General features: G+C 40.1%; 13 protein-coding genes. All 13 read left to right on the forward strand.

Annotated features, from left to right (window positions below):
* The first annotated feature begins 6 nt into the window (after positions 1 to 6).
* The 13 genes from J9318_RS05865 to flgL all read left to right on the forward strand — a co-directional run bounded on the left by J9318_RS05865 (position 7) and on the right by flgL (position 12,676).
* The gene (locus tag J9318_RS05865) at positions 7 to 984 is read left to right on the forward strand and encodes an OmpA family protein (protein WP_210562120.1); all 978 of its coding nucleotides are present in this window, start codon (positions 7 to 9) and stop codon (positions 982 to 984) included.
* 8 nt (positions 985 to 992) lie between these two features.
* On the forward strand, positions 993 to 1,760 hold the full coding sequence (locus J9318_RS05870; protein ID WP_210562121.1) for a ParA family protein: 768 nt from the start codon (positions 993 to 995) through the stop codon (positions 1,758 to 1,760).
* 4 nt (positions 1,761 to 1,764) lie between these two features.
* Complete coding sequence (locus tag J9318_RS05875) at positions 1,765 to 2,781, forward strand: chemotaxis protein CheW (RefSeq protein WP_244731940.1); 1,017 nt, start codon at positions 1,765 to 1,767, stop codon at positions 2,779 to 2,781.
* 26 nt (positions 2,782 to 2,807) lie between these two features.
* A complete protein-coding gene (locus J9318_RS05880) occupies positions 2,808 to 3,302 on the forward strand; it encodes a chemotaxis protein CheW (protein WP_210562122.1) in 495 nt (164 codons plus the stop codon).
* A 17-nt stretch (positions 3,303 to 3,319) separates the two neighbouring features.
* Positions 3,320 to 3,781 carry a DUF2802 domain-containing protein gene (locus tag J9318_RS05885; protein WP_210562123.1) on the forward strand — a complete coding sequence of 154 codons (462 nt, stop codon included), beginning with the start codon at positions 3,320 to 3,322 and terminating at the stop codon, positions 3,779 to 3,781.
* A 120-nt stretch (positions 3,782 to 3,901) separates the two neighbouring features.
* A complete protein-coding gene (flgF, locus tag J9318_RS05890; RefSeq protein ID WP_210562124.1) occupies positions 3,902 to 4,669 on the forward strand; it encodes a flagellar basal-body rod protein FlgF in 768 nt (255 codons plus the stop codon).
* A gap of 24 nt (positions 4,670 to 4,693) precedes the next feature.
* The gene (flgG, locus tag J9318_RS05895) at positions 4,694 to 5,482 is read left to right on the forward strand and encodes a flagellar basal-body rod protein FlgG (protein ID WP_210562125.1); all 789 of its coding nucleotides are present in this window, start codon (positions 4,694 to 4,696) and stop codon (positions 5,480 to 5,482) included.
* Positions 5,483 to 5,550: 68 nt separating this feature from the next.
* Entirely contained in the window at positions 5,551 to 6,234 is a 684-nt protein-coding gene (flgH, locus tag J9318_RS05900) for a flagellar basal body L-ring protein FlgH (protein ID WP_210562389.1), read from the forward strand.
* 9 nt (positions 6,235 to 6,243) lie between these two features.
* Positions 6,244 to 7,338, forward strand: a complete 1,095-nt coding sequence (locus tag J9318_RS05905; protein ID WP_210562126.1) for a flagellar basal body P-ring protein FlgI — start codon at positions 6,244 to 6,246, stop codon at positions 7,336 to 7,338.
* 32 nt (positions 7,339 to 7,370) lie between these two features.
* Entirely contained in the window at positions 7,371 to 7,778 is a 408-nt protein-coding gene (locus J9318_RS05910; protein WP_210562127.1) for a hypothetical protein, read from the forward strand.
* Positions 7,779 to 8,047: 269 nt separating this feature from the next.
* Positions 8,048 to 9,112 carry a flagellar assembly peptidoglycan hydrolase FlgJ gene (flgJ, locus tag J9318_RS05915; protein ID WP_210562128.1) on the forward strand — a complete coding sequence of 355 codons (1,065 nt, stop codon included), beginning with the start codon at positions 8,048 to 8,050 and terminating at the stop codon, positions 9,110 to 9,112.
* 12 nt (positions 9,113 to 9,124) lie between these two features.
* The gene (gene flgK, locus J9318_RS05920) at positions 9,125 to 11,146 is read left to right on the forward strand and encodes a flagellar hook-associated protein FlgK (RefSeq protein WP_210562129.1); all 2,022 of its coding nucleotides are present in this window, start codon (positions 9,125 to 9,127) and stop codon (positions 11,144 to 11,146) included.
* Positions 11,147 to 11,152: 6 nt separating this feature from the next.
* Positions 11,153 to 12,676 carry a flagellar hook-associated protein FlgL gene (gene flgL / locus J9318_RS05925; protein WP_210562130.1) on the forward strand — a complete coding sequence of 508 codons (1,524 nt, stop codon included), beginning with the start codon at positions 11,153 to 11,155 and terminating at the stop codon, positions 12,674 to 12,676.
* Positions 12,677 to 12,800: the final 124 nt, after the last annotated feature.

Here is a 12,800-nt window from a genome sequence, read left to right on the forward strand (position 1 = left end):
GAAGAAATGGCGAGAATTAGCAAGCGCTTAAAATCTAGGCAACAAGACAACTTAGACCGTTGGTTGGTTTCTTATGCTGACTACATGACGTTGATGTTTGCATTGTTTGTTGTCTTATACGCATTGTCGATAGTGAAAGAAAAGTCATTTGATACCCTCTCTCAATCTTTAGGTCAAATTTTTCATATTACAGGTGACAAAGGTAAAGGAACCGCAGGTGACGGGATATTGACGAATCAAATAGCCCAACAAGATGTGTTTGATGGCAATTCGTTAAATGAAGAAAAAGGCCCTGAACTTACCGATCAAGAATTACTAATTAATGAGTCAAAAAATAAAAAGCTCGGCAATCCTTTGCAGGCTTTGAAACAAGACTTACAAACTGCACTAGTTGATGTTGCAGATACCGGTGATGCTAAACTAAAATTAAACGATGATTGGTTAACTATCGAGTTGTCTAGCGGCGTGTTATTTGCTTCAGGAAGCGCCACAGCAAACCCCCAAGCGTTACCTATCATTCAAGAAGTCGCCAACTCCTTATCAGAAGTAAACAATTATGTAGAGGTTCGCGGTTATACCGACGACCTGTCAATAAATAATGAGATTTACTCTTCTAACTGGGAGTTATCTGCAGCGCGAGCGGCATCGATAACGAACTTACTTGAGCAGTTTGGGATTGTGCAAGATAGGTTAAGTATTAAAGCTAACGGTCCAAATGATCCCATTGCTAGTAACGAAAATGCCGAAGGCCGATCTCGCAATAGACGAGTTGTTATAGCTCTGTCGAAATACTCCTATTTACAGCCTCGTCCAGAAGAACCTAATAAACAGCAGCTACAGCAAAAGATTGCTGATAAATTTCCAAATGAGACTAATAATGGCAATGAATTACGAGTAATTCAGCTTCCTGGTGGCGGAATTCGAATCACTACTCGACAAGAGGCCGAGAATGAGCAAAAATCGAATAACGATGGAAACGAATAGGTTGTACGATGAAAGTTTGGACGGTAGCTAACCAAAAAGGTGGAGTAGGGAAGACGACCACTGTTATTACTTTGGGAGCAATTTTAGCTCAACAGGGTAAAAAGGTGCTTATGATAGACACCGATCCACATGCCTCGCTAACTTATTATTTTGGTTTAGACTCTGAACAACTCGAGTATGGTGTTTATGACGTATTTACTCGTTCAGACACGATGGACCAAGCGTATTGGAATAAATGCACTTGGCAATCTCCAGTACCAAATTTAGATATTCTTCCCGCCACAATGGCAATGGCAACGCTTGATGGGGTACTTAGTAAAAAGTCCGGTATGGGATTGATTATTAAAAAAGCGCTCGCAAAATTTGCTACCGAATATGATCACGTAATCATAGATTGTCCGCCTATTTTAGGTGTATTAATGGTTAATGCATTAGCCGCGTGTGATAAAGTATTGATTCCAGTTCAAACTGAGTGTATGGCACTAAAGGGTTTAGAGCGGATGTACCGTACGATGGAGTTAATACAGTCATCACAATCTAAAGAATATGATGTGTGTATCATACCAACCATGTATGATAAAAGAACAAAAGCTTCTAAGGTTGCATACAAAGAATTAAATCACATGTATGCTAATAAAGTTTGGCAAGGTGTCATACCTATTGATACTAATTTTAGAACAGCTAGTATGGAACGGACACCATTACCAATATTTAACAAAAATTCTCGAGGCGTATTTGCCTATCAAGAACTATTAAAACAAATAGAGAATAATTGACGTTATGTTTGCCAGTGAAAATGTGATGAAGGATTATTTGGATCAGTTACTTACTGATGACACTGATAATCTGGAGCATAATAATAATAATAAACCGTTAAAAACGGTCACCCAAATAGAAGATGTTAAAACAACATCTACTAATCGCCTCGCAGAATCTAAATACAGTGCTAAAATTAAACAAGATTTTAGTAATGTAGAAGATTTACCTGAAAAAAATAAACTAAAATTAAAGCCTATAGAGAAAGCAATTGTTGCCGATAAAAGCTTGCCTGTTAAAGAGGTTGAGCCAGAGGTTAACTCTCTAGAGCAATTGTTACTTGCTGTTAGTATTCAGCAGCAAGAAGCTGCAGAGGCGCTAGCGCTAAAAGAGCAGCAAAAGGCTTTAGAAGAAACAACAGTAGAAATACCAGTTGAAAAAGCTGCTGAAGTTATTGTTGAGCCAAAAGTTGAAACTAAACCTAAAGTTCAAGTTCAACCTAAAGTTACGGTTAGCTCAGAAACTGCTGTTGAGTCTAAAGTAGAAATTGAAGCACAAGTAGAACCGGTGATAACACCTTCAATTGACAAAATTGAAGAGCCTTTTCAGGCATTGTTCTTTGAAGTAGCAGGCTTAGTGCTGGCGGTTCCATTACACGAACTTGGTGGTATTCATAACTTAGATGATGTTACCAGTTTATTTGGAAAACCCGATTGGTTTTTAGGTGTAATGGTAAACAGAGACAAAAAAATTAATGTTGTTGAGTCAGCCAAATGGGTAATGCCAGAAAAATATGATGACTCATTACAAGCAAAATTAGACTATAAATACTTAATTATGTTGGGTGAAAGTAATTGGGGTTTAGCGGCAGAAAAGCTCGTTACTACTGAGTATATAAAACCAGATGACGTTAAATGGCGTACTCAGCCTGGTAAGCGCCCATGGCTATTAGGCACGATTAAAGAAAAAATGTGTGCTTTATTGCATGTCAATGATTTAGTTGCCATGCTTGATAAAGGCATAAATGCACGACAAGAATAAAGTTATTCAATTTAGGAGTTGCTCAAATGAGTGAAGAAAGAGCCCCAGTCACTAAGTTAACAGACGGCAATGATGAAGTCTTGCAGTGGGTGACGTTTCGTTTAGAAGATGAAACTTATGGTATCAACGTAATGCAAGTTCAGGAAGTATTGCGATACACAGAAATAGCTCCTGTTCCAGGCGCTCCTGAATATGTACTGGGTATTATCAATCTTCGTGGTAATGTTGTAACGGTTATTGATACACGTGCTCGCTTTGGTTTGACCAATGGTGAAGTCAGCGATAACTCTCGAATCGTAATTATTGAGTCGGATAAGCAAGTTATCGGTATTTTAGTCGATAGCGTGGCTGAAGTTGTCTATCTGAAAACGTCCGAAATAGATAGTGCACCAAACGTAGGCACAGATGAGAGTGCTAAGTTTATACAAGGTGTTAGTAACAGAGGTGGTGAGTTACTTATTTTAGTTGATTTGAATAAGCTCATGACCGATGAAGAATGGGACGAAATTTCAGATATCTAAATCTGGGAAGCGAATATATGATGGTGTCGACAGGGATTTTAATTGCAGTTTTAGTAGTCTGTTTAATTGGATTATTAATTTTAATGTCACGCCATCGTAAGTTATCTACTAAGCAACAGCTTTTGCATGATCAGCTCCAAGAGTCCATGCATTACCAAGACGAAGCGTTGGTCCAACTCAAACAACAGCTTCAAAATGAGAAGCTATTGCACTCAAAATCTGATCAGTATTTACAGCAATTAAAAGAGCTAGTACTTCAGCTGCAAACAAATCAACAACAACAGCTAGATGTAATTACCGAGTTAAACAACAAGGTTTTGCTACTAGAGCAAGAAAATCAACCCAACCCTTTATATACACGCGCTAAAAAAATGATTGAGTTAGGCGCAGACGTCGAAGAAGTTATTCAAGAATGTGAAATTTCTCGTTCAGAAGCTCAACTACTCGTTTCGATGCACAGACAAAACAAAACAGCCTAATCTACCACGTTACTTCCTTACCCAGTTTAGCCCTTTTAAAATAAGCCTTTCAAGCTCTGGCACGATTAATGCTTTTACAAGATAAGTATTTTTAACGTCGAGCAATTGACGGAGGCAAAGATGGATAAGCTCTTATATGTATCCATGTCCGGAGCGAAACAAAATCTAATTGGTATTTCAATGAATGCCAACAATCTAGCCAATGCAAAAACGGCTGGTTTTCGTTCTGACTTTGAACAACAACGATCAATGCAAGCCTTTGGTGATGGCCTTCCTACGCGTGTTTTTGCTATGGAAGAACGCCCAGGTTCAAAAATGCATCATGGTGCAATTTCAACAACAGGCCGTGAGCTTGATGTTGCCATATCGGGACGCGGATGGTTGGCGGTTCAAGATAAAAATGGTGAAGAGGCTTACACACGAGAAGGCAACCTCCAAATTACACGTGACGGCTTATTGACGACTGCTAAAGGTACGCCAATTTTAGGCGAAGGTGGGCCGATAGTTATTCCTGTTCCAGTAGAAAAGGTTGAAATTGGACCGGATGGCAGCATCACGGTTCGTCCTCAAGGTGCCCCAGCTAATTTTTTAGAAGTCGTTGACCGGTTAAAGGTTATCGAACCGCCAAGTGACAACGATTTGACAAAAGGGCTTGATGGTTTATTTCGATCTAAAGATGCAGTGCTTTCAAATGAAGCCTGTGGGTTTTGTGAAGCATCACCCAACATACGTATTGTTAGTGGCGCTCTAGAAATGAGTAACGTTAACCCGGTTGAAGAAATGGTGGCGATGATATCGCACCAGCGTCAATACGAAATGCAAATAAAAATGATGAAAAAAGCGGAAGACATAGATCGTTCGCAAGACACGTTGTTAAGAATAGTTTAATTAGAATTAATTGAGGAGGCGGCTATGCATCCCGCACTTTGGATAAGTAAAACAGGCTTAGATGCCCAACAAACAGATATTGCTGTTATTTCAAACAACTTAGCTAATGCCAGCACAATTGGTTTTAAGAAAAGCCGAGCTGTATTTGAAGACTTGCTATATCAAAATATAAATCAACCAGGAGGGCGATCATCTCAAGATACTGAGTTACCGAACGGTCTGATGTTAGGTGCGGGTACTAAAGTTGTCGCAACTCAAAAGAATTTCTCGCAAGGCAATATGTCTACTACCGAGAATAGTTTGGATTTTATGATCCAAGGCGATGGATTTTTTGAAATTCAACGACCAGATGGAACGTTGGCGTATTCAAGAAATGGACAATTTTCGTTAGATGAGAATGGTCGAATCGTTACATCCGGTGCAGGTTTTCCTCTGCAACCTGAGATGAACGTACCGCCTGAAGCAAAATCAATTACCATTTCCCAACAGGGCGAAGTTACTGTGCAGTTGCCTGGGCAGGGTGCTGGTGTAGCGATTGGTCAGCTTACGATTAGTGACTTTATTAATCCGGCCGGTTTAGAACCAATAGGTCAAAACTTATTCACTGAAACAGGTGTAAGTGGCGCTCCGGTTCAAGGTAACCCTGGCGTAAATGGCTTAGGCATTATTGTTCAAGGCGCGTTAGAGACATCAAATGTGAACGTGACAGAAGAACTAGTGAACATGATTGAAAGTCAGCGAGTTTATGAAATGAACTCAAAAGTCATTTCATCAGTTGACCAGATGCTTGGTTTCATTACGCAGCAACTTTAATTACTAGACGTTTTCGGAGCATGATTATGAACATCAATCGTTCGCTAAATCAATTAAACCAAACCATCATGGATGTGGCTAAAACTAGTACGTTACTGATTGGATTAGGCTTATTGAGTGGTTGCGCTATGAACCATGATGTTGTCGAAGAAGATCCATTTTTCGCACCTATTATGCCGGAAATTCCAACAGAAGAAGTTGTAGCAACCGGTAGCTTGTATCATACCGGTTGGTCTAATGGCCTTTACTCAGACACCAAAGCCAGGCGTGTAGGCGACATCATTACGGTGATGTTGATGGAAAATACACAAGCGTCTAAAACAGCAAAAACAGAAACAAAAAAAGAAACAGATGCAAGCCTTTCACCGTTAGTAGGTTTAAACGGACTCGCACCAACAATTAACGGAAATACGTTAGAAATGGGTATTGAGTCTGATAGCACGTTTAAAGGCGATGCTAAGTCGAATCAAAGTAACAGCCTAAATGGACAAATAACAGTTCACGTTTTACGTGTGTTGCCAAATGGTAACTTGATTATTCGTGGCGAGAAGTGGTTAACGTTAAATACAGGGCAAGAATTCATTCGTCTGACAGGCATCGTCAGATCAGAAGATGTATCGTCTGACAATACCGTTGATTCTACTCGTGTAGCAAACGCTCGAATTTCATATAGCGGCAAAGGTTCCTTGGCTGAAGCCCAAGAAACTGGCTGGTTATCACAATTCTTCATGAGCACAATGTGGCCGTTTTAGGGGAATGAGATGAAAATAGTATTAAGTATAGTCACCGTGATAGGCCTGTTATTAAGTAGCAGTGTAAATGCTGTCCGTATCAAAGATGTATCAACGGTTCAAGGAATCAGATCAAACCAATTAGTAGGCTATGGTCTAGTGGTAGGTTTACCTGGTACAGGCGAACAAACAAGTTTTACTGAGCAAAGTTTTAAAGCAATGTTAGGCAATTTTGGTATTCAATTGCCAGCTAGTCTTAAACCAAAAATTAAGAACGTTGCAGCTGTTGCGGTACATGCAGATTTACCGGCATTTTCAAAGCCAGGCCAAAACATAGATATAACAGTCTCGTCAATTGGTAGCGCGGGAAGTTTACGAGGTGGCACGTTACTACAAACTTTCCTTAAGGGCGCTGATGGTAAAATATATGCAGTTGCTCAAGGTTCCTTAGTCGTTGGGGGCTTAGGTGTGCAAGGTTTAGACGGTTCACAAGTTGTGATTAATACCCCAACTGTTGGTCGCATACCAAATGGCGCAACAGTAGAACGCAGTGTACCTACACCTTTTGGCAACGGTGACCACATCACTTTTAATTTAAATGAGCCAGACTTTACCTCCGCAAAAAGGCTTGCTGATACCATTAACAACTTAGTCGGTCCAAACACTGCAAAACCAATGGATTCAGTGTCTGTTAGAGTTATAGCGCCTCGTGATATTTCACAGCGAGTGGCCTATCTATCAGCGATAGAGAACTTAGAGTTTCAACCTGCGAGTACCAGCGCGAAGATTATTGTTAACTCTCGCACCGGCACAATAGTAATAGGCAAAGATGTAAGGTTAAAACCTGCTGCGATTACTCACGGTAATTTAACAGTAACCATTGCCGAAAACCAACAGGTTGATCAACCAAACCCGCTAGCCCAAGGGCAAACGGTAGTAACAAATCAAACAATAATTGATGTAGCTAGAGATGATACTCGAGCATTTGTTTTTGACCCTGGTGCGAATCTTGATGATTTAGTACGCGCCATAAACCAAGTGGGCGCAGCGCCTGGCGACTTAATGGCAATATTAGAAGCCCTTAAACAAGCTGGTGCAATAGACGGCCAATTGGTTGTGATTTAACTTTTAATTTAAATAATAGAAGGAATAACACTATGGCATTTTCACAAGTATTGCTAAGTGATGTAACTGCGAATAAAGACACGAATCAGGCGATATTAGAGTTGTTAGACATTAACGAGTCTCACGACCTTCAATATCATGTTTATGAAATAGCCTTCGGTGACAAGCAAATATTTTGCTGTTTATCTGGTGGTAGCATTGAAAATGGTGTTATCGAGTTTACTCCAGTTGGCTTAGCTGCGTTTGAAGCATTAACGAACGTTAAGGAAATTTCTGATACAGAATATTTCGCTGATTATATTAGTACGGAAGAAAATATCGCTGAGCAAATTGAAACGGTATTTTCTCGAGTACCCAATGGCGCCAAAGTTTGTTTTGTCGGTGACATTACCGGCGAACTAAAAGAAGAGTTGTCTAAATATTTCACTATGATTCATTAGGATTATGGTATGACATTAGCCCACTGATGGACTGTAATTAATTATTGCGGTTCATCGGGCACCTTTCCTTGTTATTCTTATAACTGCTTTCTTAACTTTAGCTAGCTCTTTACGCTTCCTTTCACTCCCTTTACGTTTACCTATATCACCTTACTTAAACATTAATCATTTTACATGTGGCAAAACCGCTGTTGGCACAAGTCTTGATATAACTAAATTATGATTAATTTATAGGCTTGCTTTGATGCGAAAGTGTCAAAAAAACGACAATGAATAGTATTGGTGATTCAAGTAACTCTCTAGACCTAATTGGACTTCAAGAACTAAAGTCCAAGTCTCGATTAGATCCTGGAAATAAAGAAGCGCTGCACAAAGCTGCACAACACTTTGAGTCGATATTTATTGGCATGATGCTCAAGTCTATGCGAGAAGCAAACGCAGTATTTGAAGAGGGCAATCCCATGCACTCAAATACGACTAAGTTCTTCAGAGATATGTATGACTCACAGTTGGCCACTGATATGTCTGAGCAAGGCAGTATGGGACTCGCGGACATTATTGTTGATCAACTGAGTGGTGACAACGATAAGTATATAAATGCAGGTGTACTGCGAAATGATAACCGGTTTGATGAGTTAGTTGGCAAAATATCGACAAATAACAACATTGACAACTCAATTGAATCGGTAGAACCGACAGCTCAAAACCTTGGCTTTGTTACAAGCGACGATGCCGTCAAGCAACGATTATTTGCGACGGCTGAAGAAAATTCAAAAACAGTCCAACTAACAAATAACGCAAATGCCAAGACTTCAGAAAAAGTAGAAATTAACTTTGATTCACCAGAGTCTTTTGTCGATAGCGTTTGGCACTTTGCGAAACAAAACGCCGCTAAAATTGGTCTAAACCCAGCGGTGATGATTGCACAATCAGCCCTTGAAACAGGTTGGGGCAAACATGTGTTGAAAGATAAGGACGGTAATTCAAGTTTTAACTTATTCAATGTTAAAGCACTGCGAGATTGGGATGGCGATAAAACTGCGCAGTCTACACTTGAATTTGAAAATGGCGTCGCTGTGAAAAAAGTTGAACCTTTCCGTGTTTACAACAGTGTTAATGAGTCATTTGGCGACTTTATCAACTTCCTAAAATCAAGTAACCGCTATGAATCAGCCCTTGATAATGCCGACAATCCGGAACAGTTTTTGCAAGGTCTACAAGACGCTGGCTATGCAACCGATCCAAACTATGCAAATAAGATCTTAGGCATATTAAACAGCGACAATTTCAAAGAAATGATTGGCAAATTTTCTGAACCAAGTGATGGCGAATAGAGGAAATAGATAATGGCTGGCGGAATATTAGGTACGGGAGTTTCTGGTTTATCAGCAGCTCAACATGGGCTCGATACTACTGGACACAATATTGCCAACGTAAATACGGAAGGTTTCAGTCGTCAACGAGTCGAAACTCAGTCAACGGTTGGACTAGCATTTCGTAGCACCTTTCTAGGTAACGGCACACAACTCGCCGCAATTACTCGCACATTTAATGATTTTAATTATCAAGAAGTCATATTCAACGCCAGCCAGTTTAATTCAAATAATACTAAGTATGTGAACGCATCGAGAATGGATAATCTATTGGCCGATCCTGAAACTGGAATCACCACGTCATTCGAAGAAATGTTTGATGGGATAAATGGTATTACAGAAGAGCCAACCATTATTTCGGCAAGAAACGTATTGATCGCTCGGGCCGAAACCGTGGCAAAACGATTTAATACACTTTACGAAGAAATATCAGGTCAACACTTAGGTGCAGTAAACGAAGAAATTATAACTACGGTTGAAGAGATAAATGCGATAGGGGCAGAGATCGCCAATCTCAACGGTAAGATTCAAGTTGAAAATGCCGTAAGTGGAGATGGGTTTCCGCCAAACGATTTACTTGATAAGCGTGATTTATTGCTCAAACAATTAAGCGAAAAAATACAAGTTGATACCATTAAGCGAGATGACGGTACGATTAATGTCACAATTGGTAAAGGTATTACACTAGTGACTAACTCATTTGCGTTACCACTGTCGATTGAACGAAATGAATTTGATTCAAGTAAATTGGAAATTGGTATTGCCACTAGAGCAGACACAGTAAATAAAACATACATTACAAATCAATTATCAGGCGGTTCTCTAACTGGCTTATTTGACGCTAGAGACAATCTAATTTTACCGACATTACAAGAGATAGGTAAGTTAGCAATTGGCTTGGCGGACAACTTTAATCGGCAACAAACATTAGGCCGTGATTTAAATGGTGAGTCTGGAGAGTACCTGTTTAAAGACATTAATGAACCACAGGCCGTTTTGAGTCGAACGCTTAATTCTCAATTTAATACAAATGAGACAAAGTTTGAAGTCTATATTCGTAATACAAATGAGCTATCGGGTGACGACTATCGATTGGATTATGACGGCACAACCCTTGATATGAAAGATATGCAAGGGAACCTTATCACTCAATTTAACGCTGCTGATATCGCTGCTATGACCGGTGGCGCACAAATTGCCGTTCAGGGCGTGGGCATTTCCCTATCGATTGATACAAATAATTTAACTGCCGGTGATAGTTTTATGATCCGTCCTACCCTCACCGGTGCAAGAAGCATAGAGCGAGTTTTAGAAGATCCTAAAAAAATTGCAGCAGCTGATAACGCGCTAGCTATATCAGCGACAAACAATCCTAATAATATCGAATTAAAGCTATATGAAATGACAGCGCCTTCTGCTCCGGTTGCCGCCTTACCAGCGCCACTGCCAGATAATTCGATTTCAATTGAGATTGATGCCGCAGCAACAAACTATGTCGTTAGGGACTCTGGTGGCACCATTATTAGTGGACCTACGGCCATTCCAGCGGATCAAATTATCGATGATACAGTTGCAGGCTTTAGATTTGAGCTTAAAGGTGTGCTAGCGGGAAATGAAGTATTTAACGTGGTTCATGCCGATAACCCAGGCTTTGACGAGACCAAGAAGTTTGGTCCGGGCGATAATACGAACATGCTAGAAATGTTGAGCTTTCAATCGCAAAGAAAACTTGATAATGGCACCAATAGCTTGTCAGAAAGTTACGCTGACTTAGTGACCACGATTGGTGTAGAAACAAAGAGCCGCGAAATATCTACATCATCATTCGAAACGTTATTGAGTGGCTCAGAACAAAGGCTTGCAGGTATTCAAGGCGTTAACCTTGATGAAGAGGCCGCAAATTTAATCCAATATCAACAAGCGTATTCCGCAGCGGCAAGAATAATTACGGTTGCTAGAGATATCTTCCAAACATTATTACAGGCAGCAAGGTAGACTATTATGACAATGCGTATAGCCACAAGTAACTATTTTGAACGAAGCTTAACGAACATGCAGAATCGTCAGTCGGCGCTTGACCGAGCGCAGATGGAGTTGTCTACAGGTAAAAAGATATTGCGTCCGTCAGATGATCCAACTGGGGCAAATACAGCAATTAGACTGAGAAAAGAACTTGACGTTTCTGACAGGTATCTAACTGCGCAGAGCACTGCCGAGCGTTTCAACTTATTAAGTGAGAATGCGGTTAGCAGCATGACCGATATCATTTTTCGTGCTGAAGAACTACTGCTAACATCTATTAACGGTACGATGGATCAAAACAGCTTAAATGCGATCGCAGAAGAGTTACAACAGCGATTAACACAGTTTGAAGGCTTGGCAAATACTACCAATGCTAATGGCGACTTTATATTTTCAGGTTATCAGACTACGACTCAGCCTTATCAAAAAGATGACTATGGATATAACATATACAAGGGTGACGATGGTCAACGCGATGTGTTAATTGCTGCTGGTTTTAAAGTAGAAGTGAATGATCCTGGTAGTCAATTTATTGATAATGTTCCGTCGTCAACGGCGAGTTTTATCCCAACCAGAAATCCTGCCAACCCATCTAATACCGAGATCTCTTTAGGTTTTGTAACTAAAAAAGCCGAATTTGAAAATACGTTGCCACCGGTTTATCCAGCACCTTATACCGTAAACTTTATTGCAGGTGCTGCACCGGGCAGTATTCGTGTAGAAGTTAGAGATAATGGTGGCGTAGCCGTTCCTATTGAACCTAACAAATCTGCCTTTTTAGACATTGCACCTGGCGATAGCGTGGAATTTAATGGCATTCAGTTTAAAACACAAACTAATCCAGCACCTGCGGTAGGTGATTCGTTTCAATTCGACAGTTCACCAGACACGAGTATTCTGTGGACACTTCAACAAGCAATTGACGCTATGTCTATGGTAAGCACCAGTTATAATGCGTCTAGAGATGCAGGTAACGGATCAACTGCGGAGCTAACAATTGGCAATATTGTTGATCCATCATCTGGACATCTATTTGACGACTACACGGTAAATATTGTTGCTGGCGGCAACTTTGAGGTTTATGACAGCCAAGGTACTTTAATTGCCGGGCCGGAAGACTATACGGCAAATAATCAAATATCTTTTCGAGGTATTAAATTTGATATCTCAGCGGTACCAGCGGTAGGTGATGTGTTTCATATAGACAGACCTGAGAGTCAAGCTCGAGTTGATTTGGTTGGTGGTTTGCTTAGTGAATTAAAAGCAGGGCTGACAACAATAGATAATACACGATCTGAAATGGGTGCTCGGTTAAATGCAATTGAAGTTGAGATCACCGCACAATACCGATATCAAGAAGTAACCAAAAGCACGCTTGCTACGGTAGAAGAAATTGATATCTATGAAGCCATCAATAACTTAGAAAGTAATAAAGTTGGTTTACAAGCTTCGCAACAAAGCTTCGCAAAGATTCAAAATTTATCTCTATTTAACTATCTATAAGAATGACGGGTTATTTGTTTCCGCTTAAGCGGATCAAGTAGTCAAAAAAACGGCAATTATGATCCTTTTTCATTGTTGCCGTTTTTTTTTATCAAATATTTGTCATTCATTATTTTTCATTTGA

The organism is Psychrosphaera aestuarii (assembly GCF_017948405.1).
Classification (GTDB): domain Bacteria; phylum Pseudomonadota; class Gammaproteobacteria; order Enterobacterales; family Alteromonadaceae; genus Psychrosphaera; species Psychrosphaera aestuarii.

What these genes read in the sequence shown, in the direction of transcription:
- J9318_RS05865 (WP_210562120.1), top strand. Translation starts at nt 7, where the DNA reads ATGGCGAGAATTAGCAAGCGCTTAAAATCTAGGCAACAAGACAACTTA.
- J9318_RS05870 (WP_210562121.1), top strand. Translation starts at nt 993, where the DNA reads ATGAAAGTTTGGACGGTAGCTAACCAAAAAGGTGGAGTAGGGAAGACG.
- J9318_RS05875 (WP_244731940.1), top strand. Translation starts at nt 1,765, where the DNA reads ATGTTTGCCAGTGAAAATGTGATGAAGGATTATTTGGATCAGTTACTT.
- J9318_RS05880 (WP_210562122.1), top strand. Translation starts at nt 2,808, where the DNA reads ATGAGTGAAGAAAGAGCCCCAGTCACTAAGTTAACAGACGGCAATGAT.
- J9318_RS05885 (WP_210562123.1), top strand. Translation starts at nt 3,320, where the DNA reads ATGATGGTGTCGACAGGGATTTTAATTGCAGTTTTAGTAGTCTGTTTA.
- flgF (WP_210562124.1), top strand. Translation starts at nt 3,902, where the DNA reads ATGGATAAGCTCTTATATGTATCCATGTCCGGAGCGAAACAAAATCTA.
- flgG (WP_210562125.1), top strand. Translation starts at nt 4,694, where the DNA reads ATGCATCCCGCACTTTGGATAAGTAAAACAGGCTTAGATGCCCAACAA.
- flgH (WP_210562389.1), top strand. Translation starts at nt 5,551, where the DNA reads ATGGATGTGGCTAAAACTAGTACGTTACTGATTGGATTAGGCTTATTG.
- J9318_RS05905 (WP_210562126.1), top strand. Translation starts at nt 6,244, where the DNA reads ATGAAAATAGTATTAAGTATAGTCACCGTGATAGGCCTGTTATTAAGT.
- J9318_RS05910 (WP_210562127.1), top strand. Translation starts at nt 7,371, where the DNA reads ATGGCATTTTCACAAGTATTGCTAAGTGATGTAACTGCGAATAAAGAC.
- flgJ (WP_210562128.1), top strand. Translation starts at nt 8,048, where the DNA reads ATGAATAGTATTGGTGATTCAAGTAACTCTCTAGACCTAATTGGACTT.
- flgK (WP_210562129.1), top strand. Translation starts at nt 9,125, where the DNA reads ATGGCTGGCGGAATATTAGGTACGGGAGTTTCTGGTTTATCAGCAGCT.
- flgL (WP_210562130.1), top strand. Translation starts at nt 11,153, where the DNA reads ATGACAATGCGTATAGCCACAAGTAACTATTTTGAACGAAGCTTAACG.